The following is a 22,155-nucleotide window of genomic DNA, read 5'->3' on the forward strand; positions in this document are numbered from 1 at the left end:
TATGAGCAGTGACGATCCAAGCAAGACACTGCCCGCAGTGGACGCCATGCGCGAAGACTGGGCCATCGTCGATCCTTTGATGGGCGGCACCCGGGCGATGCGCGAGGCGGGAGAACTGCTGTTGCCGAAGTGGCCGAAGGAAGAAGACTGCGACTATCGGAAGCGCCTCAGCCTCTCTACCTTGTTCCCCGCATACCGCGAGACGGTCAAGAACAACACTGGGCGTGTCTTCGCTGAGCCGATCGTGTTGGGCGATGACGTACCGCCAGCTATTGACGAGCTGACTCAGGACTTCGACCGCCAGGGCAACAACCTGCAGGTCTGGGCGAAGTCCTACTTCTTCCAAGCGCTGTCACACGGCCTGTGCCATGCGCTGGCCGACTACCCGAACATCAAGCCGAGCGGTGACACTGAGCAGTTGGTCACCCTGGCCGACGCTCAAGCCGTCAAGGCGCGTCCTTACGCCATCATGATCCGCCCTCAACAGGTGATCGGATGGCGAGTCAGCAATAACGGTGGCGAGCACGTCCTGACCCAGTTCCGCTACAAGGAATCGGTCGAGGAGGAGGATGGCCAGTTCGGCATCAAGTGCATTGAGCAGATCCGCGTGCTGGTTCCGGGCGCCTGGATGGTCTACCGCGAGCAGGAAGTCGAGGGCAAGAAGGCGTGGGTGTTGTTTGACGAGGGTAATACCTCTCTCACGCACATCCCGCTGACAACCCTCTACACCGACCGCACGGGCTTCATGACGGCCAAGCCGCCACTACTGGAGCTGGCCTACCTCAACGCCAAGCACTGGCAGTCGCAGAGCGATCAGGACAATATCCTGCACGTTGCTCGGGTGCCGATGTTGGCGATCTCGGGCATCGATGACGATACTTGGGAGCTGAAGGTCGGTACGGCCTCGGCCACCAAGCTGCCGAAAGATGGCGACATGAAGTGGGTGGAGCACACCGGCGCATCAATCGAGGCCGGCCGCACGTCGCTGGCTGACCTCGAAGACCAGATGCGTGTCGCTGGGGCCAAGCTGCTCCAGAAGGACAAGCAAGCCGTCAAGACTGCCACGCAAGCCGAGGAAGAGGCCGCTCAGGAGCTGAGTCCGCTGCAAACCATGGCGAGCGGGTTGGAAGATGCGCTTGATCAGATCCTTCAGCACTTCGCCGAGTTGAGCGGGCTGCCGGAAGGCGGTCACGTCCAGGTGCAGGGTAATTTCGACATCGACTTCGCGCCTGAGACGACTTTGCCGCTGCTGCTCAACATGGCATCGCAAGGCCGACTGTCCGACGAGACCCTGTTCTCTGAGATGCAGCGCCGAAACGTGGTATCGAGTGACATCAAGTGGGAAGAGGAATCAGCAAAAATTGCCTCACAAGGGCCAAGCCTCGGAGTGCTCTAAATGCCCAGCGTCAATCTTGTGATCGAGGACGAGCAGATCCATCACGCTGTCTCGCTCGAGAAATATAAGGTTGGCGTGGTCCGGCGGATCATTGCGCTGCTGAACCGGTCGGATGCTGATCTTTCGGCGGCCCTGGCTGCTGCACTGGAGCGGCTACCGGCTGAATCCTTCACGGTTGAGCGCCTGGAGCTGCTGCTGGATCAGGTGAGGCTGATCAACACTCAGGCCTATGCTCAGGTCGCCACCGAGCTACAGAAAGACCTGAAGGAACTGGCGGGCTACGAGGTGAGCTGGCAGCAGGCGCTGTTCGAGACGGTGCTACCCGATCCGGTGTTGGTTCGTTTCCCGATGGCCAGCGTCAGCGCCGAGCAGGCTTATGCTGCGGCGATGGCGCGTCCGTTCCAGGGCCGATTGCTGAAGGATTGGGGCAAGGAGATCGCCGCCGACCGCATGGTCAAGGTCCGCAACGCCATCCGCACCGGTTACCTCGAAGGCAAGACGACTGACCAGATCATTCGCAGCATTCGAGGTACCAGGGCGTCTGGATACGCTGACGGTTTCCTTGAGCGGCCCCGCAAAGACCTTGCGAGCGTCGTCAGGACGGCCGTTAGCCATACCGCGGCGACTGCGCGGGACGAGTTCAACAAGGTTAACGACGAGATCATCAAGGCCGAGCGCTGGGTGTCAACCCTCGACAATAGGACCAGCGCCCAGTGCAGGATTCGCGATCAGCTTCAGTACACCGTCAACACGCACAAGCCAATCGGCCACAAGGTGCCTTGGCTGCAAGGCCCGGGCAAGATTCACTGGTGCTGCCGGTCAACGTCGGCACCGGTGACCAAGAGCTGGAAAGAGTTGGGCATGAACATCGACGAGATGACGCCATCCCAACGCGCCAGCATGGACGGCCAAGTGCCGGGCAACACAACCTACAGCGAATGGCTCAATCGCCAGTCGGACGCCCGCAAGATCGAAGTACTCGGCCCGGCCCGGTATCAGTTGCTGAAGGAAGGCAAGGTCAAGATGGAGGACTTCTATTCGTCCACCGGGGAGTGGATGACGCTCGACCAGATGCGCGAGCGGGATGCAGCGGCCTTTGCTAAGATCGCGGCATGACCGACAAACCCCGCTTCCACGTAATCGACGGCACCGCTCCACCGGATACCCCGGCCGAGCAGGTGCGTCGTCGTGTGCGTGCGATGCCCAAGCCTGCGACGATGGTTCAGTGCCATCGCTGCGGGGGTAGGGAAGTGATCGAGACCAAGATCGGCGTCCTGATGAAGAACGGCAAGCCAACTGGCGGGACCAAGGCGCTGCTGTGCGTCTGCTGCCTGATGAAGGGGGAGAGGGTGGTATTATGACTAGAGCATATGACGTGATGATTCAGCGGCTCGCCCAGATTGATGCTGCTGTCGATAACAGCGAAGCCATTCGAACCCTTGAGCGTAGAGAGCTCCTTGTTATGACCCGTGTTCCGCCTTCGGCATGCAGATCGATGGGGCTCCATACGAAAGAGTCTGATGACCATTACAGGAAGTGGGCCGACTCAGAGCTTTCTGAGATTCGCCAAACGATGACACTGATAATGCCAGAGCACCGACTCGCTCACAGGCATTAGAAAACGAATTCAAACAGCCCTGGCATCCGCCGGGGCTTTTTTATACCCGCGATTCACACAAGCCTCGTCAATGACGGGGCTTTTTATTGCCGCCAGGCGGCCAACAGACCCCAGGGGTTAGCAGATGTTTATTTTCGGCAAGTGGTATCCGTTGATGGCGGAAGAGGGTGGTGGTGAAGGTGGTGACGGCGGTAATGGTGGCGGTGGTGGCGGGTCAGGCCCGGAAATCACTCCTGAACTTCAGGCAATCATCGACGCTCGCGTTGGTGAAGCGGTAACCGGGCTGAAGACCAAGAACACCGAACTGCTGGGCAAGCTGAAAGCCACTGGTGACCAGCTCAAGTCCTTCGAAGGCATCGACCCCGATGCTGTTCGCGGCATTCTCTCGAAGTTTGCCAGCGACGAAGAAGCCCAACTGATTGCCAAGGGCGACATCGATACCGTCCTGGCCAAGCGTGCTGACCGCATGAAGGCCGGCTTCGAGAAAGACCTGAAGCTGGCTCAAGACGCAGCTGCCAACGCATCCAGCCGCACCGAGAAGTTCGCCTCGCGCGTCCTCAAGGGCGAAGTGGTCGGCGCAGCAACTGAAGCCGGCGTCCACAAGTACGCCATGGAAGACGCCATGCTCGCCGCGTCGCGCGACTTCGAGCTTGACGACGATGGTAACCCTGTTGCTCGAGAGGGCAAGTATGGCAAAGACGGCAAAGCGCTGACGCTCAAGGAGTGGATGGCGGATATGAAAGAGACTCGTCCTCACTGGTTCCCTGCTACCGGCAACGGCGGCGGTGCGGGCCACGGTGGCGGGAATGGCTCCAAGGTGATGACTCAGGCTGAATTCGATGCGCTCCCTGCCAAGCAGCGGGCTGCAGCGATGGAAAGCGGCGTCAGCATTAAAGGCTGATCAACAAAACCCAACTCCCAGGCCCGCCATGAGCGGGTTTTTTATTGCCATAAGGAAACCGCCACATGGCCAACATCTTCACCGCTCTCCAGCCGGTTCTGTACAGCGCCGCCCAGGAAGTATCCAACGAACCGTTCGGCGTGATCTCCGCGATCACCTCTGACTTTGACGACAAAGGCGTTGCCGTTGGCGACTCCGTCAAGGTTCCGGTAGCGCCGATCCGCGCCGTGAAATCCTTCACCCCGTCGATGGCGATGCCAACCGGCGACGACGCGACCGCTGACGGCGTGTCCGTTCAGATCACCAACACCGACTACGTCGACTGGAACCTGACCGGCGAGCAAATCAAGTCGCTGGAAAACGCCGGCTCTGACAAGGAGTGGGTGCGCCAGATGGTCGCCCAGGGCATGCGTGCTCTGCGTAACAAGGCTGAGGTCGCTGCCTGCACCGCGATCAAGGTCGGCGCTACCCGTGCCGTCGGTACCGCCGGCACCAACCCGTTCGCCTCGGACATCAACATCATCCCCGACGTGCGCAAGGTTCTGTTCGACAACGGCGCCCCGATGGCCGACCTGCAGCTCTGCATCGATTCGAGCGCTGGCACCTCGGCCCGCAAGCTCGGCATCATCCAGCAGGCGTATCAGGCCGGTAATGACCAGGAACGTCGCTCCGGCGATCTGCTGCGTCAGTTCGGCTTCTCGATCCGCGAGTCTGCCGGTATCACCGCTCACACCAAAGGTACTGGTACAGCTTACGTCACTTCCGGCTCGACCGGCATCGACGTTCCAAGCGTTGCGCTGGTGACCGGTTCCGGCACCGTGCTGGCTGGCGACGTCGTGAGCTTCGCGGCCGACACTGGCAACAAGTACGTCGTGAACAACGGCGTGGCTGCTCCGGGCACCATCACTCTCGGTCGCCCAGGCGCCCAGATCGTGATCCCGACCGCCAACGCCATGACCATCGGCAACAACTACGTGCCTAACCTCGCGTTCGAGCGCTCGGCTGTTGTGGGTGTGATGCGTGCGCCGATCATCCCGGCCAACCCGATCATCAATCAGACCCTGATCAGCGACAAGTTCGGCATGACTTACCTCCTGCTGCAAATCGCTGGTTACGGCATGACCACCTGGCAGCTGCACATCGCCTACGGCTTCAAAGTCGTTCAGGGCGAGCATGTTGCCGTCGTCATGGGCTAAGGCCTGAATCGGATGGGGGCTTCGGCCCCTGTCTGCTCAAGAGGAAATGAATCATGGCTGGTTTGACCAAAGAGCAAAAAACTGCAAAGGCCCTGCTGGAAAAGGCCGTTGAGCTGAGTGGCCTGAAGGCCGAAGAATTCGCGCTGCTGTCTGCTGAAGAGCAGGCAGTGCACACCGCAAAGGCGCAGGAAGCGATCGATGAGGCCGCCAAAAAGCCTGTCGATGAAGAGGTGGACAACTCCCACCTGATCGCAGTGACCAAGGACGGCGAAACCCTCGAAGTTCATCCGTCCGCCCTTGCTGACCACAAGCGGATCGGCTGGAAAGAAGCCTAATCCAAAAGGATCGCCGCAATGTCCAGAACCTCCGACAGCCCAGCATCATCTGCCTACGCTGTAACCCCTAGCGATTCCACTGTTCTGTCGCCACTGCCTCGCTCGCTCTACATTGGCGCCGCTGGCAACGTTGCGGTCATTCCTGAAGATGGCTCCACCTCTGTTGTGTTCGTTGCGGTCTCGGCCGGGCAGATCCTGCCAATTCGAGCCAAGAAAGTGATGTCCGCCGGCACGACCGCCGCCAGCATTGTGGCGATGTACTGATGATCGGCCTGGGCGCGAGCATCTGGCGCGGCGTCAAGGGCGTTGGGGCCAATGGCAGTGCTTCATTACCGGCGCCGACAACAGTCAACTTCACCTCGGCGCAAGTTTCGCCCGGCTTTACCGGCTCGGTCAGCACCACCAAGAACGCGGCCCGGGTTTATGCCCGGGGCGCACTGACGCTGTGGTGCGGGTACATCACCGGCACGGAAGCGAAGCTGACCAACCCCACGGACTTCGGCGATAACGCTGGATCCATGGAAGTGGCCATCGATGGCGGGGCATTTGCCGCCGCGCCGAACACTGCGTCGGTCTATACCCTGTTCACTGGATTGCCGCACGCCACCCGATTCGTCGAAGTGCGCTGGGTTGCCGCCATGGCAAGCGCTCCGTACATCGCCTCATCCGGCAACGTGCTCGCGGTCACTGGACAGCCTCCGGCGCTGCAAACCTTTGTCGGCAAGATCGAACCAGGTGCCGATTCGGCCCTCGGTCTGTACAGCGGCGCAATCATCGCCAACGCGGCGAACTACACGCCGTCGCTAACAACGCCGAAGGGCACCACCTACGGGTCCTGCATCAACTCGGTCAAGATCAAAGGTGCATTCACCAAGCTGGCGGTCACGCTAAACGGAACCCGCAAGGTGGGTGTCAGTAAGAACGGCGGGGCGGCTACGTATTACTCTGTCGCAGATGAGACTGATTTCCCACCGCGCGCCTTGATCATTCCGTGCGACGGGTCTGTTTCGACGTACAACGTTTGGGACGACGGCAACCAAGTGCCAACCGGTGGCACCTTTTGCGTGTCGGCCGACTCGGCATTTCTGGACATCGGCACTCGCCGGCGACTGGATCAGTACGGTGACTCGATCACGTTCGGATCAGGTCCGGGCGCCACATCGGCGGATACGGAGACCATGCGTGTCGCGGCGGCCATCGGGTTTGTCGGCAGCACCAATGGGATCTCCGGGCAGACTGTCGGCGGCGGCAAGACCATGCTCGATAACGTTCTTCCACTGCGCACCGTGACAACCAATGACGTGGCGATCCTGGCGCTGGGCGGAAACAATGCCTCAGATGGCATCGACTCTACCGAGCAAGCGGACTATGGGCTGTGCATCGATAAGCTGCTGGCCAAGGGTTATGGCAAGGTCTTGTGCCGAGGCATCCTGCCGAACGCTGGTGCCCAGGCCGCAGTAGATGCTGCCAACGTCATTCTGAAGGGAGTGATGGACGCCAAGGCGAATCCAAAGCTTGTGTGGATCGATACGAGCACCTGGAACACCTTCACCACCATCGACGGAACCCACCCAGACGCAGCGGGCTACGTGACCATTGCTGGTTTTGCCATTCCTGCCTACACCACCGCGCTCGGTCTATAACCGCATGAGGCCACTATGTTGATCATTGAAAACGGCACCATCGTGGCCGGCGCCGAGTCATTTGCCACTGCTGCAGAACTGGTGGCATACGCGGCGAACTTCGGCCGGGTGATTCCGGCTGATACGCCGTCGCAGGAAGCACTGTTGCGCCGGGCTGCGCTCCAGATGGATGCACTGAACTGGAAGGGCCGCGCAGTCAATCGTGACCAGGCGCTGGCGTGGCCACGCTTCAACGTCTGCCGGAATGGCTGGGTGCTCCCATCCGACTCCATCCCGGCACAGATCAAGGCCGGGCAAATGGCCTTGGCCACCGAGATTCATGCCGACGACTTGTCACCGCCTGAGCAACGCCTTGGCGCGATCAGCCGGGAGAAGGTAGGCCCGCTTGAAACCGAGTACTCGACTGCAAGCCCCATCATTAGCAAGCCTGCGTCTGTTCGGCAGTCTTATGCGCAGTTCTCTGGGCTTCTGCAGTCATCCAGCCAGGTCTCACTGAGTAGAAGCTGATGTCGGATATCTATGATCGGGCGAAGGCGAGCGCTGCGCGAATGCTGGCGCCTCGCAGCAAGGGCGGCAAAGGACTGGAACTGTCACTGCTCCGCGTCACGACCGGTGAATATGACCCGGAAAGCGGCACAACCCCAGTGACCACCGATCAATACGACGGCTCGGGCTTTCGCGAGAACTACAACCAGCGTGACATCGACGGCTCGCGCATCAAGCAGGGCGACGTGAAGATCCTGATCTCGCCGCTACTGCTGGATGGCACCGATACACCGCAGCCGATCAGCCAGGACAAGATCCAGTTCGACGGCGACACCTACACCGTCCAGAACGTCGACCCTTGGGATTACGCCGGCCTCGCGGTCGGCTTCAGTGTGCAGGCGCGCAAATGAGCTTCGCATTGGATCTGAAGGCGTTCGCCGAGAAGGCGAATGCCAATGCCGAGACCGTCATCAAGAAGGTTGCCATCGACCTGCTGGCTGCCGTGGTGGACAGATCCCCGGTCGGCAACCCTGAACTCTGGGCGGCGAACTCAGTGGCAACCCAGTACAACAATGAAGTCGCCCGGCTGAATGCCGAGCTGCGCAACGATCCGGCGAACCTGTCCAAGAACGGACGGATGAAGCCCGGTCGCCTGATCAAGGATGGCATGGACCTGGTCGCGGGCGGTGATTACGTCGGCGGTCGCTTCCGTGGCAACTGGCAGGTGTCGTTCGATACAGCCAAGACCGGGACGCTGGAGCGCATCGACCCGACTGGGCAAGACTCGAAAAGCGATGGTGCGACGGTGATTCAGGGCTTCACGACTCAGGTCGGCACCATCTGGATGATGAATAACCTCCCGTATTCTCAGCGCCTCGAGTACGGCCATTCAAGCCAAGCGCCTGCTGGTGTCGTTCGCATCTCGGTCCTCGAGGTACAGATGTTCATAGATAAGGCAGTCGGAGAACTTCCCTGATGTCAGACAAGATCATCCGCAGCCTGTATGAAGGCCGCTTGAAGACGTGGGCGACCGCCAGGGTTCCGGCATTGCCGATTGCCTATGAAGACGTCGACTTAACGCCGCCGGCTGACGGCTCACCCTACCTGCGCGCCTTCCTGCTGCCGGCCAACACGACCAGCGAAGACCTTGAAGGTAAGCACACGGCCTACCGTGGCGTGTTCCAGGTCAGCGTCGTGACCAAAGCTGGGATTGGCCGCGGTACGGCTGAAGGGATCGCCGACGAGATCGCTGCACTGTTCCCGAATAACCTCGCACTGACCAAGACGACTTTCACCGTCTACGTCCGCTCGCCGATGGCAACCGCGCCGGCGCAACAGGCTGACACCGCCTCATTGCTACCGCTGTCGTTCACGTACCGAGCCGACACCAACTAATCCGCCCATTGGGCAAACCCAGAACCTGCCATTGAGCGGGTTTTGTCATTTCTGCAAAGAGGAATACCCCCGATGAGCTACAAGATCCCGAATGGCGGTACGTTTGAACATGCCGCCACCTACGCCGCCGCACTGCCGTTCTCGGCCATCTCCAACGCGTCCGAGGCCATCTGCACCGTGACCGGCGCGACCCTGGTTGTCGGCGATATCCTGCTGGTTTCGTCTGGCTGGACCGCGCTGAACAACAAGGTCGTCCGCGTAAAGGCAGCCACTGCTACCGCGATCACCCTGGAGGCGATCGACACCACCAGCACCACGACCTACCCGGTAGGATCTGGAGTCGGCAGCCTGAAGAAGATCCTGACCTGGGTGCAAATCCCGCAGATCACCGATGTGGCGTTCTCCGGCGGTGACCAGAACTATCAGGACGTGGTCTTCCTCGAGGACTCGCAAGGCCGCCAGATCCCAACCGACAAGGCAGCTGCAAGCATGGTGCTGACTGTTGCTGACGATCCGACTCTGGCCTACGTGCCAATCGTGACCGCTGCCGACTCTGCGCAGACCGTTCAAGCCGCACGCTTGAACCTGCCAGGCACCGACAAGATTTACTACGGCGCCTACACCTCGTTCTCGCTGCAGCCCGAGGTGTCGCGCGGCAACATCCTGACGCGCAAAGTCTCCCTGGCCCTGCAGGCCGCTCCTGTTCGCTACCTGTCGTAAGGGGAACACATGGCTAGCTTCAAGATTGCACAGAACGCCACGTTCAAGGCTGAAGTCGAGATCCCGCGTGTCGGATTCGACTCAATCAAGGTTGAGATCGAGTTCAAGTACCGCGACCGAAAGGATCTTGCGAAGTACTACGACAAGTGGAACGCGGAGCGTGATGCGGCTGCCAAGGAGGCCATGAAGGATGGCGCGACGTGGGAGCAGGCAACTGATCGCCAGATCGCTTTGGAAGCTGCCCAGCTGAAGGAAATCATCGTCAGCTGGAGCTTTCCGGAAGAGCTATCCGACGAATCCCTGACTGAGCTTGTTGGGACATGCGCGGGCGCCCCCGCCGCAGTCCTCGATGCTTATCAGGCTGCCTACGCGGTGGCTCGCCGGGGAAACTGATCGCCGCGGCGCAAGCGATGTACGGGGCGCGTGCGCCTGAAGAAACGCTGTCGTTGTTCGGCCTGGATGCTGACGACTTTGAAGAGGATGACGTGGAAATCTGGCCAGACAACTGGCCAGTCTTCCGCCTGTTCAATGCGCTCGGCACTCAGTGGCGTACCGGTGCCGGCGGCGCGACCGGGCTCGACTACACGTCCATTCGCGACGTGGCCAGCTACATCGGCATCAAGAAGCGGCAAATCCCCGAACTATTTCCTGACCTTCAAGTAATGGAGGCCGAAGCGCTCGCTGTCATGGCCGAGGCGTAGTGAATTTATTGTCAGGAGAGTGGCATGACACAAGACATCGCCAGCCTTGGGATCAAGGTAGAGACCGGTGAGGTAGCCAAGGCATCCACGGAGCTGGATGGTCTGGCGCAGGCTGGCGCGAAGGCCGAGAAGGCTACGGAGAGCCTGTCCGGTGAGAGCAAGAAGGCAAGCATCTCCATCAAGGCGATGGCGGCCGAGACGAAAGCGGCTGAGGCGGCCACGGCAAAGCTCGGCAAGCAGACTGCGGCCACGGGCGTATCAGCGGCGCAAACTGCTGCGGCATTGCGCGGCGTACCGGCTCAAGTCACAGACATCATCACCAGCCTTCAAGGTGGTCAGGCCCCGCTAACTGTTCTGCTGCAACAAGGCGGCCAGCTCAAGGACATGTTCGGCGGTGTAGGTCCAGCTGCCAAGGCGCTGGGTGGATACGTCGCCGGCTTGATCAACCCGTTCACCCTGGCTGCGGCTGCTGCTGCGGCATTGGGCCTTGCCTATTACAAGGGTAGCGAAGAGGCGACAGCCTACAACACCGCGCTAATCCTGACTGGTAATGCTGCCGGAACCAGCGCCGATCAGTTGGCAACCCTGGCTACTCAGGTGAGTTCGACTGTTGGCACTACCGGTGCAGCCGCTGAGGTTCTGGCGCAACTGGCCGGCAGCAGCAAGATCGCGGGCGAAAGCTTCGGCGTCGTGGCCACGGCCGCGCTTGAGATGCAATCTGCCACTGGTAAGGCTATCGAAGAGACGGTCGCCGAGTTTGCCTCGATCGGCAAAGACCCGGTTGCCGCCGCCAAAACGCTGAACGATCAGTACAACTTTCTCACTGCGTCCGTTTACTCGCAGATCGTCGCTCTGAAAGAGCAGGGCGACACTATCGGCGCTGCCAAGCTGCTGACCGACACCTATGCCGACACCATCAAAACCCGTACGGCTGACATCACTGCCAACCTGAGCATTTGGGAGCGAGCATGGAAAGGGGTCGCCTCCGAAACCAGGAAGACACTGGATGCGTTCAATGACATTGGCCGCGCCGAGGATGCGTCCAAGAAAATTGCTGACCTCAGCCAGCAGGTCGCCTATGCGAAAAGTGCTGTTGCGGCAGATCCAAGCGATACCGACGCCAAGAAGAAGCTGGAGAACTCTCAGCTTGAGCTGAAATTCCTGACCCAGCAGCGCGATACCCAGGCAGCACTCGCCGCAGCTCAAGGCTTGTACGTAGAGCGTCAGAAGGCCTCGGTAAATGCTCAGGACAAGCTGAATGCAGGGCTTACGGCTACCGCGAGTAACCAGGAGAAGCTCAGGGATAGGCTTAAGGAGATCGATGCTCTCGCCAAGGATTCCGCTAGCGGAGATGGCGGAAGGGTTTATACCCCGGCAGAACTCAACCAGCTACGCGAAGCGGCGAAGAAGCAGTTCACCGACAAGCCGGGGGGCAGCAAGGCCCTCAACCTGACCGGGTACAACGACGCCCAGAACGCGATCAAGGATCTTCAGGCCACCTACTCGAACTCCGAGAAAGAGCTTGAGGCGCAGCAGAAGGCCGGTCTGATCACGCAGGATACTTACGCGACTCAGCGCGCAGTTCTGATCAAGGCTGAAAAGGAAGAAGTGACTTCTGCCTATCAGGCCGAGATCAAAGCACTTGAGGCGGTAAAGGCTCAGAAGGGCACAACTGCAGAGCAGAGCATCCAGCTCGACCAGAAGATTTCTGATGCAAAGAGCGCGATGGTCAGGGCGCAGAAAGACTCAGATAGCCAACTTGAAGTTTTGAGGCTGAAGGAGAAGGAGCGCCTTGATAAACAGAAGCTGGCGATCCAGACCTACACCGATGCCCTGAATCAGCAGAACATCACGCTTCGCCAGCAAGGGCAGCGTGAGGCGGAAAGCCTTGGTATGGGTGACCGGCAGAAAGGGCTGCAAAGCCAGTTCAACGGCATTGACGACAAGGCCAACGCCCAGCGTATCGATCTGGCCAACCAGTACGGCGATGGCTCGCGCGGCATGAGCCTCGACGAGTACAACGCCAAGCTGAAGGCTGTCGCACAGAGCCAGCAGGACCTGCGAAACACCGTGATCGCCAACTATGACGACATGACCTCTGCGCAAGGTAGCTGGACCGCAGGCGCATCATCGGCATGGGAAAACTATCTGGAATCGACGCGCGATGTGGCTGGGCAGACCAAAAGTCTGCTCACCAATGCCTTCAGCTCGGCTGAGGACGCCCTTGTCCAGTTTGTCACCACCGGGAAGCTTTCATTCTCCGACTTCGCGAAGTCTGTTCTGTCTGACATGGCCCGTATCGCGGTTCGGCAGGCCAGTTCGTCGGCGCTGAGCAGTCTGTTCGGCATTGCCACAAGCGCGGCTGGTGGAGCATCTGCTGGGGGCTCCGCATCCTACACCGGTGCCTACGGCTTCGATGGAGGCGGCTATACCGGCGACGGCGGCAAGTATCAGCCTGCTGGCATTGTGCATAAGGGTGAGGTAGTGATCCGTAAAGAGGTGGTCCAGCAGCGCGGTATGCGCGGGTATTTAGAGCGCCTGAACAAGCGCGGCTATGCGGACGGCGGCTATGTCGGATCATCCGACGGATCTGCATCGCAGGGTGGCGGCGGAGAAACGCCAATCGTCGTCAACGTAGATGCGCGGGAAAGCGGGGCGTCAGGGGTTGATCCTGTTCGCCTGGCCGAGGCCATCAAGGTCACTGTCAGGCAGGAAATCGCAACTGCGCGCCGTAATGGTGGGCAACTCACCTAAGGAGGCGTCATGCCGACATTCACATGGGTTCCGACCTACGACGCCACCAAGAAGATTACCCCGACGGTCAAGGTTATCAAGTTCGGCGACGGGTATGAGCAGCGGCAGGGATCCGGCATCAACCAGCAGGCGCGCAACCTATCCTTGACGTTCAAACGGCCAAAGGCAGAGATCGAAGCCATCGACACCTTTCTCAAGGCTCGCGGTGCGATTGAGGCTTTTTACTACGTGCACTCAGGCCAGACGACAGGGAAGTATGTCTGCCGAGAATGGACACGAACCAACATCGCCAAGGGCATTGATGGTCTGTCTGCAACCTTTGAGGAGGTATTCGAATGAGTGAGCTTCAGGGTCAGCTCGCGCTCGCGAATGGCATGTCGATCTGGGAAGGGTTCGAGCTGGTATTGCCCGACCAGACGCTGCGGTTTCACGCTGGAGTGAACGAAACGCTTGGGTCTGTTGTATGGCAGGGGAACGTTTATACACCCTGGCCGATCAAGGCTCAGGAGTTCGCTACACCCAGTCAAGGATCGCCGGCCCGGCCACAGCTTCAAGTCGGCAACTTCGGCGGGACGGTTTCGGCGCTGTGCAGGCAATACGAGGATTTGCTGGGGATAAAGCTCAAGCGCCGTCGCACGCTGGTCAAGTACCTTGATGCGGCGAACTTCGCTGGCGGCAACCCAACTGCAAATCCAGCAGAAGAGTACCCGGTTGAAACCTGGATCATCACGCGCAAGGCCAACGAGACACCGGCCGCGATTGAGTTCGAACTGGGCTCGCCACTCGACCTACAGGGTGTGAAATTACCGAGGCGTCAGGTGGTGGCTGGCACTTGCCTATGGGCTTACAAATCTGGCGAGTGTGGTTATGCCGGCGGGCCGGTGGCCGACTATACCGACAACCCAACCAGTGACCCTGCAAAGGATCAATGCAGCCGCACCTTGCGGGGCTGCAAAAAACGCTTCGGCGAGTTCGGTGAGTTGCCTTTCGGCGGCTTCCCGGGCATTGCCCGCGTTCCGAGACTTTGACCATGAGCAAACTGTTCGAGAAATGCCGGGCTGACGCCGAGGCGCATGCCTTGGCTGAGTACCCGCGAGAGTCATGCGGTCTGGTCGTCAGCGTGCGCGGAAGGCCGTCCTATGTGCCGTGCCGCAATCAGTCGGAAGAGCCGGATCACTTCATCTTGCACCCGGAGGATTACGCCGCTGCCGAGGACTTGGGCGATATCGTCGCGGTGGTGCATTCGCACCCTGATGCCGGCCCCGAGCCAAGCCTGCACGATATCGCGAGTCACGCGGCCGGCCGCATGACCTGGTGGATTGTCGGGCTGAAGGATGGTGCTGCAACCTGGCACGAAATGCCGGCCGCCGGCGAAATGCCGCTCGAAGGCCGGGTCTTTGTCCATGGCGTGATCGACTGTTACACCCTGGTCCGCGATTACTACCGCCAGGTGCTCGGCATCATCCTTCCGGACTTCCACCGCAAGGATGACTGGTGGCACAACGGCGAGAACCTGTACGTCGACAACTTCGAGCGGGCCGGGTTTGTGCCGGTCGCCTCCCCAGAGCCAGGCGACTTGATCGTCATGGCCATCGGCAGCCAAACACCATGCCATGGTGCGATTTGGCTAGATGGCGACGTCCTGCTTCATCACCTGTACGGACGCCTGAGCTGCAAGGAAGTCTACGGCCGCGCGTACCGCGAGTGCACCACTCACATCATGCGCTACAGGCCAAGGACAGCATCACTCGTAGAGGCCCCGTGAATCGAGGCCCTGTATTTACGCGCAACCTCCCTGTTAGAGTCGCCGAAACATATGGAGGCTCATAAATGCGGAAAGCTATAACAGCCCTGGCACTGGTTGTGCTGGCAGGGTGTGCGACGTCGCCAACGCCGATAAGCACTGCGGAACACGTACCCCTTGATTCTCTTTATGGGTTCCAGGAAAAGATTTCCGAGGACTCGGGGAAAATAACGGTAGTTCGTGATGCAGGCCTTACGGGTTCGGGTTGCGACATGATGTTCTACATTGAAGGTAAGCGAGCAGCGAAAATTAGTGCTGGACAGAAGGCAAGTTTTTACATCCAGCCAGGCGATGTTAATTTGGGTTCCGGGCCGATACTTTCAGCTGCCTGCGGAAGTGCCGCAATAAAGACTATTTCGGCGAGAGTTAAACCGAATCAAGAAAGCCTGTTCAGGCTCAGCGGAGACATGCAGGGTTTTTACCTGGCTCCATATATCGATTACGGGGGCAAGTAGCCCATCCGTTAAACAAACCGCCTCAGGGCGGTTTTTTATTGCCCGGAGAAAAGTATGAGTGCTGCAGACAACCGCCAATCGATGGTGATCATCAAGCTATCCGGCAGCCTTGCTCAGAAATTCGGGCGCAAGCATGAAAAACTGCTTGATAGTGGTGAGGCACGTGAGGCGTTCAGCGCCATGAAGCATACCGTAGAAGGCTTTGAGGCCGAAATCATCCGCCTCTCTCGGCTCGGTATACGGTTCGCCATCTTCAGAAATCGCGAGAACATCAGCGAAGGCGAGTTCAGCCTTAGCGGGACGACCGAGATCCGTATCGTGCCTGTCATTGCAGGCAGCAAGAGCGGGGGATTGTTTCAAACGGTTGTAGGCGTTGTGCTAATCGCTGTTGGCGCAGTCATGACAATCGCGAGCGGCGGTACTGCATCACCACTTGCCGCGGGCCTGATTTCGATGGGCATCGCCATGACCATTGGCGGTGTCGTGCAGATGCTCACGCCAGTTCCAAAATCCCCCAGCCAGCAAGAACAAGCCAGCACCGAAAACAAACCCAGCTACCTGTTCAACGGCGCGTTCAACTCCACGCAGCAAGGCCTCCCTGTGCCTGTGGTTTACGGCCGGATGCTGGTCGGCTCCAGCGTTGTATCGGTCGGCACCTGGGCGGAGGCGATCCCCGCATGAGCGAAGTCATTATTGGTCGCAAGGGGGGCGGGAAGGGTGGTAGTGGCGGATCTGCGCGTACTCCAGTAGAGGCGCCCGATAGCATTCGCTCAAGACAACACGTACGGATTCTTCACGCGATCTGCGAGGGTGAAATACAAGGAATTGTTGGCGGCGACCAAGGTATTTTCTTCGATGATGTGCCGTTGCAAAACCCTGACGGCAGCTACAACTTCTCCAGCGTCGGTATCGATGGCCGTGTGGGGACTCAATGGCAGGCCTACATGCCGATTACGGGGCTTGAGGCTGAGCAAACGGTTGGGGTTGAGCTGAAGCAGTACGTGAGCGTGGAACGAGCAATTACCGACACTGATGTCGACGCGGTGCGGCTGACGTTTAGCGTTCCCCAACTATCAGAGCAGAACCTGCAAAATGGCGATACCAGCGGATCAAATTTCGCATTGAGGTTAGACGCAAAACTGGGTACTGGCGCCTGGTATCAGATGTGCGATGACATCGACATCCATGCCAAAACCATGAGCCGCACCCAGTTTTCCTTTTACTTGCGCCTACTGCCATCGGGCGGGCTTCCGCGCTACATCCGCGCAACTCGACTGAATGTCGACTCCACTAGCGCCGCAATCCAAAACCGCACATCTTTCGATAGCATCACGTTGCTGTGGGATGAAAAGCTTCGGTACCCGAATACTGCAATGGTCGGCATATCAATTGATGCCGAGCAGTTTTCCAGCATCCCGCGCATGGCGTTCTTGATCCAGGGCATCAAGGTCTTGGTGCCGAGCAACTACAACCCGATTACTAGGGCCTACAGCGGCTCATGGGACGGCACGTTTCATAGGCTGTGGACTGATAACCCCGCCTGGGTCTGGTATGACATGCTCACCAATACCCGATACGGTCTGGGCGGCTTGCTCGATTCGTCGCTGATCGACAAATACGCGCTGTACAGCATAGCCCAGTATTGCGACGCTTTTGTCCCTGACGGCTATGGCGGCTATGAGCCGCGCTTCACCTGTAATCTGGCGCTGACCACGCAACAGGATGCGTGGAAGCTGGTAAACGACATGGTGTCGGTGTTCCGAGCGATCTGCTTCTGGGCTGGCGGTACGTTGACTGCCGTACAGGATGCTCCGCGATCCAGTCGGTATCTGTTCAACAACTCCAACATCGTCGGCGGGGATTTCAACTACCAGTCAGTTGCCTCTGACCAGCGCTTCAACGTTGCAGCGGTGACCTGGAACGATCCGCTTCAGCAATACAAGCAGTCGGTCGAGATTGTTGAGCGCCCGGACCTGATCGCGAAATGGAATCGGATTCAGCAGAGTGATGTTGTGGCGGTTGGCTGCACCTCGCGCGGACAGGCTCGCCGCCTGGGGCGCTGGTTGCTGTACGCCGAAAGCGAAGCGGTGACGTTTGCAGTGGGTGCTGACGGGGCCATTCCGCACCCGGGCGATATCGTCGACATCGCTGACGCTAACCGGGCCGGCGCACGCAACGGCGGCCGACTTCTGGCCGGCAGCACGGCCTCATTGCTGCTCCTGGACGCGCCAATCGGCTTGGCCGGTACGGGCGTTGTCGGCGTGGTTATGGCGGATGGTTCGTATGCAACTGCCGCCGTCACTGTTGGGGCTGGCGCGACCTCTATTACGGTATCACCGCCGCTGGCTTCGGCACCTCTGGCCAGCGCGCCATGGGTCTTCTCGACTGCGGCGCTGGAGACGCAGAAATTCCGTGTCATCGGTATCAGCGAGGGAGATGACGGCACCTATGCGATCAGCGCTGTAGCCTACGACCCAGACAAGTTCAACGAGGTCGAGTACGGCACGCCGGACACCGATAACCCGACCAGCATCGTCAACCTTGGCAAGCCGGATGCGGTCGGCCAGCTGACGTTCACCGAGTCGCTGTATGACACCGGGACCGGGCTGGCGGCGGCCAGATTGACGGTCAGCTGGACACCGCCGGCACGCGCCATGCGTTACCAGATTGAGGTCAAGAAGCCGGGCGGTAACTGGGAATATGTCGCCGAGATTGCGACGCCGAGTATCGATTTCGACTCGGCTTCATCGGGCCTGTGGTCGTTGCGGGTGACGTCGAAGTCCGTGCTGGGTTTGGCCGGACCTGCTTCCATTCAAACCTATACCGCGCAGGCGCTGCTCGCGCCTCCGTCGGCGCTGGTTGGGCTTCGGCTCGATGTCATCAACAGCGTGGCCGCGCTGGCCTGGGAGCCCGTGCCGGAGCTGGACGTGAAGCTGGGCGGCAGCATCAACATTCGCCACTCGCGCAACACCTCTGCGACGTGGGACTCGGCCTTGCCGCTGACAGAAGTGGCGGGGCGCTCGACGTCCACCGTCGTCTCGCTTTTGCCAGGAAAATACCTGGCGCGAGCTGTGGACTCCTCTGGTGTTGGCGGGGACATCGTCGAGGTTTGGTCGGATGCACAAGTGCCTCTGCCGGACAACGTCGCGCTGACCATTACCGAGTCGCCCGCCTTCACGGGCGCAGTGGTCAATGCGTCGGCCGGCGGTGGGACTTTGAAAATGGCTGCCACTGGCTTGTTTGACGGTATCGCAGACGTTGATGCAGTTCTGGGTGAAATCGACAAATTCGGCGGTTCGGCTTTGTCGATGTCCTACAGCTTCGCCGCGCCCGCTGACTTGGGGCACGTCTATGACTGCCGCCTGACGGCGGATGTCGTCGCGGCGCTGTACGACGACGGTACCTATGTCGACACGATCGCTGACTTTGATTCGCTGATCAGTATTGATGGCGATCCACCCAATGGCGCTTCTCTGTCGCTGTGGGTACGCACGTCGGACGTGACACCGGTGGCCTGGTCAGCCTGGAAGCCCTTCGTCGTCGGTGACTACCGCGCGCGATTGTTTGACTTCCAGCTTCGTGGATCGGTGTTGCAGCCATCTAACTGGATTGATGTGACAAAGCTCGAAGTTGTCATCGATATGCCGGATCGGATCGAGAGCGGGAACGATATTCCGGTGCCGGTTGGCGGCCTGACCATCACCTATTCGCCACCGTTCAACGCTTCTCCAGCGGTCAGCTTGACGGCGCAAGGGTTGTCGGCTGGCGACTACTTCGATGTTTCAGCCAAGACCGAAATGGGCTTCACGGTCGTCATTCGCAACTCCAGTGGAGTCGCCAAGTCCGGCTGCTCGATTGACTACATCTCAAAGGGGTATTGATTTATGTCGCAGCACGATATGGACGTTGCAAACGGCCCAGGACTGACGGTTCGAACTGATATGAACGCAGCACTGCAAGCGCTCGCCTCAAACAGCGTCGGGCCGCTGGCACCTGCCACGACATTTCCATGTCAGTGGTGGGGTGACACCACCGCGAATCGGTTGAAGCGGCGGGACAGCGCCAACACGGCATGGATTGACATGGGGCCGCTTGATTCGTTGAGTTACCTGCTTGTCTCTGGCGGGACCTTGACCGGGCCAATCAACGATGCGCCACCTCAAACAATCACGTCAGCGACGCTGACGGATATCGGGGCAGCCACTTCGAATGTAGTATCGATCAGCGGTACCACCACGATCACCGGACTTGGCACAATAGCCGCCGGCGCCCGACGTACCGTCAGATTCCTCGCTAGTTTGCTGCTGACCCACAACGTCACGTCGCTGATACTGCCTGGTGCAGCCAGTATTACAACAGCGGCCAATGACACTGCTGATTTTTTGAGCTTGGGAAGTGGTAATTGGTTGTGTCTACACTACTCGCCTGCGATTGGAACGATTATCGCATCAGGTAGTAACGCTAATGGAAAATACACAAAGTGGGCTGATGGTACTATGATTTGTGAGTTTTCAAGTACAAGTAGTTTTACTACAAGTAGTGCATTTGGGGCACTTTTCCAAAGCGGAGCAGCTAACTATACATACCCTGCGGCATTCGTAGGTGTGCCAACTGTAGCACCGATTACAGGTGAGTCTACTAACGCACTCTGCTGGGGTTGTATCTCTGGTAGCCCAAGCAGTACGGCGGTGTCTATCGCTGCTGTTTCTGTAGTTAACAACGCCACTACAAAACCCGGATACATTGCAAAAGGGAGATGGTTCTAATGATGATTAAACTTTCGCCAGATGGGAATATCGGCCTAGATCTGAGTGTGATCAAGGCTGGAGAAATGCTGAATATTAACGGGGAGGACTTTGATTTTTCTCCGATGGCCAGCGGAGACACGCTACCAGTATCAGCTATTACCAGCACATGGTTCCGCGGCGACGTTGAAAAGCTGGAAGACGGGAGCCTGGTGATCACCCTGGCACTGCCAAACGGGCCCAATGCAAGTCCGGAGCAGAGATTCCCTGTAGACCTCGTCAGTGTCCCTGATGGCCCGGTGGTCTTCCCAGCGCCGCTCCCGCCTAAGCAGGTTATCCCAGAGGAAATTCAATGAACATTGACTGGTCAAAACTCATCACGAAGGCCATGAAGGAAACGGCGGCCGTAGCCGATCACCTGGTTGCCATGAAAGCCGAACTCTCCGCACGTAACGCTCAATGTGTCACGCAGATCGCCCGCATTCAGGATCGCATCGATACGCTTGGATACGGCATTGATGCAGGGGAGGCGACCGAGGAGGACGAAGCCGAGCAGGCGGCGCTGATGATCAGTATTGCCGCATGGAAGGCCTACAAGTTCGCCCTCGGCAAAGTCACCAAGCAGCCGACTTGGCATGCGTCACCGGCATGGCCGAGCGTTCCGGCTATCCCGGACATCGTTGCGGACCCGGAACTGGCACAAACACCAGCGGCGTAATCACCTGCATCAAAGCGCACCCGCCATTGAGCGGGTATTTTTTTGCCCGGAGAAAAGTGATGCCTGTAACTGATAAAGATCGCGACATCCTCGCACGCACACTGTGGGGAGAGGCGCGCGGAGAAAGTCTGGCCGGCCAGATAGCCGTTGCGTGGACCATTCGAAACCGTGTGAACGACGGCAAGGCTCAGTCTTGGTGGGGCGAGGGGTACGCCGGAGTCTGCCAGAAGCCCTACCAGTTCAGCTGCTGGAACAAGAACGACCCGAACTTTGCCTTTCTGAGTGGAGCGCGACAGATCCCATTCCGCGAACTGGCCCAAGCACGCATCGCCGCTGATCAGGTGATCGATGGCAAGGTGCCTGATCCCACCGGCGGCGCCACGCACTATTACGCGATCGCAATGAAAACGCCGCCGGCTTGGGCCACGAAAGCGAAGCAGACCCTCAAGCTGGGCGGGCATGTTTTCTTTAAGGACGTGCCATGAAACCCGTCTGGCTGCGAATCCTTCCTTATATAGCTGCGGTCGCGGCGGTTGCCGGGCTACTGTTCGGCGCGTACCACCATGGCGTGAGTGTCACAAACGCGACATGGCAGTCGGAGTGGAATGCTCGCGATACACGGGACGCCCAGGCCAAGGCTGATAACGAGGCCGCCGAGCGCACCAGAGAGCAGGCCTATCAACAGTCAATCAACAAGGCGGTGCAAGATGGCCAACGACTTATCGATCAAGCAACTGCTGATGCTTCCACTGCTCGCGCTACTGCTGACAGCGTGCGCGGGGCAGCGGACGCCATTGCCGCTCGACTCGCAGCCAGTGAAGCGAGCGGCAATTCCTGCTCTGCCGCCGCAAGCAAGGCAGCTGCCCGCGCCGCAATGGTGCTTGCCGACGTGCTCAAACGCGCTGACCAGCGAGCGGGCGACCTGGCTGCAATTGCTGACCAAGCCCGAGCCCGGGGAGTGACCTGCGAGATGGCGTATGACGGTATTGCGAAATAGGGATTGTGTTCGGTCGGCAGAACGCCGGAGAAGGGGAAAAAGCTGTCTAAAACTACATCGACCTTGCTCGGTTTTATTGGTCCGAAAGGCGCTTACATCGGGTTAGCGTTTTAGACAGCTAGCAATGCATACCTTTGGAATACGAGGTCTGTAGCCGGTTTCCGTTAGTACTGCTGCATCATCGGCGTGTGGGAGGACAGGTCGGACAGGGCTTTATTCATCGGGAATCGGAAAACTCATTGAAAGGTGTGGGGCAAAGGTGGGCATCGGCCCGGCTTTTCCGCAATGGGC

General features: G+C 59.2%; 27 protein-coding genes. All 27 read left to right on the forward strand.

The features are described from left to right. Window position 1 precedes the first annotated feature (1 nt). Window positions 2-1,396, forward strand: a complete 1,395-nt coding sequence (locus tag ACX3YD_RS22425; protein ID WP_458961037.1) for a DUF4055 domain-containing protein — start codon at window positions 2-4, stop codon at window positions 1,394-1,396. After that, window positions 1,397-2,512: a hypothetical protein gene (locus tag ACX3YD_RS22430; RefSeq protein ID WP_458961038.1), complete on the forward strand. Its 1,116-nt coding sequence runs from the start codon at window positions 1,397-1,399 to the stop codon at window positions 2,510-2,512. Next, window positions 2,509-2,757 (forward strand): hypothetical protein, encoded by a 249-nt coding sequence (locus tag ACX3YD_RS22435; protein ID WP_458961039.1) that lies wholly within the window; start codon window positions 2,509-2,511, stop codon window positions 2,755-2,757. The genes ACX3YD_RS22430 and ACX3YD_RS22435 overlap by 4 nt, the downstream gene beginning before the upstream one ends. A gap of 381 nt (window positions 2,758-3,138) precedes the next feature. After that, complete coding sequence (locus tag ACX3YD_RS22440) at window positions 3,139-3,915, forward strand: hypothetical protein (RefSeq protein ID WP_458961040.1); 777 nt, start codon at window positions 3,139-3,141, stop codon at window positions 3,913-3,915. Between the two features lie 65 nt (window positions 3,916-3,980). Then, window positions 3,981-5,111 carry a P22 coat - protein 5 family protein gene (locus ACX3YD_RS22445; RefSeq protein WP_458961041.1) on the forward strand — a complete coding sequence of 377 codons (1,131 nt, stop codon included), beginning with the start codon at window positions 3,981-3,983 and terminating at the stop codon, window positions 5,109-5,111. A 53-nt stretch (window positions 5,112-5,164) separates the two neighbouring features. Next, window positions 5,165-5,446 (forward strand): hypothetical protein, encoded by a 282-nt coding sequence (locus ACX3YD_RS22450; protein ID WP_458961042.1) that lies wholly within the window; start codon window positions 5,165-5,167, stop codon window positions 5,444-5,446. An 18-nt stretch (window positions 5,447-5,464) separates the two neighbouring features. Then, window positions 5,465-5,710 carry a spike base protein, RCAP_Rcc01079 family gene (locus ACX3YD_RS22455; protein WP_458961043.1) on the forward strand — a complete coding sequence of 82 codons (246 nt, stop codon included), beginning with the start codon at window positions 5,465-5,467 and terminating at the stop codon, window positions 5,708-5,710. Continuing rightward, on the forward strand, window positions 5,710-7,089 hold the full coding sequence (locus ACX3YD_RS22460; RefSeq protein WP_458961044.1) for an SGNH/GDSL hydrolase family protein: 1,380 nt from the start codon (window positions 5,710-5,712) through the stop codon (window positions 7,087-7,089). The genes ACX3YD_RS22455 and ACX3YD_RS22460 overlap by 1 nt, the downstream gene beginning before the upstream one ends. A gap of 15 nt (window positions 7,090-7,104) precedes the next feature. Continuing rightward, the gene (locus ACX3YD_RS22465; RefSeq protein ID WP_458961045.1) at window positions 7,105-7,596 is read left to right on the forward strand and encodes a DnaT-like ssDNA-binding protein; all 492 of its coding nucleotides are present in this window, start codon (window positions 7,105-7,107) and stop codon (window positions 7,594-7,596) included. Next, the gene (locus tag ACX3YD_RS22470) at window positions 7,596-7,985 is read left to right on the forward strand and encodes a hypothetical protein (RefSeq protein ID WP_458961046.1); all 390 of its coding nucleotides are present in this window, start codon (window positions 7,596-7,598) and stop codon (window positions 7,983-7,985) included. Before ACX3YD_RS22465 ends, ACX3YD_RS22470 begins: the two co-directional genes overlap by 1 nt. Continuing rightward, window positions 7,982-8,551, forward strand: a complete 570-nt coding sequence (locus ACX3YD_RS22475) for a hypothetical protein (RefSeq protein ID WP_458961047.1) — start codon at window positions 7,982-7,984, stop codon at window positions 8,549-8,551. The genes ACX3YD_RS22470 and ACX3YD_RS22475 overlap by 4 nt, the downstream gene beginning before the upstream one ends. Next, window positions 8,551-8,970, forward strand: coding sequence for a phage tail terminator-like protein (locus ACX3YD_RS22480; protein ID WP_458961048.1), 420 nt, complete (start codon window positions 8,551-8,553; stop codon window positions 8,968-8,970). The genes ACX3YD_RS22475 and ACX3YD_RS22480 overlap by 1 nt, the downstream gene beginning before the upstream one ends. 72 nt (window positions 8,971-9,042) lie before the next feature. After that, entirely contained in the window at window positions 9,043-9,690 is a 648-nt protein-coding gene (locus ACX3YD_RS22485) for a phage tail protein (RefSeq protein ID WP_458961049.1), read from the forward strand. 9 nt (window positions 9,691-9,699) lie between these two features. Then, window positions 9,700-10,083: a phage tail assembly chaperone gene (locus ACX3YD_RS22490; protein WP_458961050.1), complete on the forward strand. Its 384-nt coding sequence runs from the start codon at window positions 9,700-9,702 to the stop codon at window positions 10,081-10,083. A gap of 17 nt (window positions 10,084-10,100) precedes the next feature. Then, window positions 10,101-10,391 carry a DUF1799 domain-containing protein gene (locus tag ACX3YD_RS22495; protein ID WP_458961051.1) on the forward strand — a complete coding sequence of 97 codons (291 nt, stop codon included), beginning with the start codon at window positions 10,101-10,103 and terminating at the stop codon, window positions 10,389-10,391. A 24-nt stretch (window positions 10,392-10,415) separates the two neighbouring features. Then, a complete protein-coding gene (locus ACX3YD_RS22500; RefSeq protein ID WP_458961052.1) occupies window positions 10,416-13,145 on the forward strand; it encodes a phage tail tape measure protein in 2,730 nt (909 codons plus the stop codon). A 9-nt stretch (window positions 13,146-13,154) separates the two neighbouring features. After that, complete coding sequence (locus ACX3YD_RS22505) at window positions 13,155-13,484, forward strand: phage tail protein (protein ID WP_458961053.1); 330 nt, start codon at window positions 13,155-13,157, stop codon at window positions 13,482-13,484. Then, window positions 13,481-14,173 (forward strand): phage minor tail protein L, encoded by a 693-nt coding sequence (locus ACX3YD_RS22510; protein WP_458961054.1) that lies wholly within the window; start codon window positions 13,481-13,483, stop codon window positions 14,171-14,173. Before ACX3YD_RS22505 ends, ACX3YD_RS22510 begins: the two co-directional genes overlap by 4 nt. Before the next feature lie 2 nt (window positions 14,174-14,175). Continuing rightward, window positions 14,176-14,910 carry a C40 family peptidase gene (locus ACX3YD_RS22515; protein WP_458961055.1) on the forward strand — a complete coding sequence of 245 codons (735 nt, stop codon included), beginning with the start codon at window positions 14,176-14,178 and terminating at the stop codon, window positions 14,908-14,910. A 65-nt stretch (window positions 14,911-14,975) separates the two neighbouring features. Continuing rightward, complete coding sequence (locus ACX3YD_RS22520; protein WP_458961056.1) at window positions 14,976-15,404, forward strand: hypothetical protein; 429 nt, start codon at window positions 14,976-14,978, stop codon at window positions 15,402-15,404. Window positions 15,405-15,458: 54 nt separating this feature from the next. Then, window positions 15,459-16,085 (forward strand): tail assembly protein, encoded by a 627-nt coding sequence (locus ACX3YD_RS22525; protein WP_458961057.1) that lies wholly within the window; start codon window positions 15,459-15,461, stop codon window positions 16,083-16,085. Continuing rightward, complete coding sequence (locus ACX3YD_RS22530; protein WP_458961058.1) at window positions 16,082-19,285, forward strand: TipJ family phage tail tip protein; 3,204 nt, start codon at window positions 16,082-16,084, stop codon at window positions 19,283-19,285. Before ACX3YD_RS22525 ends, ACX3YD_RS22530 begins: the two co-directional genes overlap by 4 nt. 3 nt (window positions 19,286-19,288) lie before the next feature. Continuing rightward, a complete protein-coding gene (locus ACX3YD_RS22535) occupies window positions 19,289-20,170 on the forward strand; it encodes a hypothetical protein (protein WP_458961059.1) in 882 nt (293 codons plus the stop codon). Continuing rightward, complete coding sequence (locus ACX3YD_RS22540; RefSeq protein WP_458961060.1) at window positions 20,170-20,505, forward strand: hypothetical protein; 336 nt, start codon at window positions 20,170-20,172, stop codon at window positions 20,503-20,505. Before ACX3YD_RS22535 ends, ACX3YD_RS22540 begins: the two co-directional genes overlap by 1 nt. Beyond that, window positions 20,502-20,867, forward strand: coding sequence for a phage tail protein (locus tag ACX3YD_RS22545; RefSeq protein WP_458960218.1), 366 nt, complete (start codon window positions 20,502-20,504; stop codon window positions 20,865-20,867). The genes ACX3YD_RS22540 and ACX3YD_RS22545 overlap by 4 nt, the downstream gene beginning before the upstream one ends. Before the next feature lie 59 nt (window positions 20,868-20,926). Next, on the forward strand, window positions 20,927-21,352 hold the full coding sequence (locus tag ACX3YD_RS22550; RefSeq protein ID WP_458961061.1) for a cell wall hydrolase: 426 nt from the start codon (window positions 20,927-20,929) through the stop codon (window positions 21,350-21,352). After that, window positions 21,349-21,864: a DUF2514 family protein gene (locus ACX3YD_RS22555; protein ID WP_458961062.1), complete on the forward strand. Its 516-nt coding sequence runs from the start codon at window positions 21,349-21,351 to the stop codon at window positions 21,862-21,864. Before ACX3YD_RS22550 ends, ACX3YD_RS22555 begins: the two co-directional genes overlap by 4 nt. Window positions 21,865-22,155: the final 291 nt, after the last annotated feature.

The organism is Pseudomonas fluorescens group sp. PF-1 (assembly GCF_054481335.1).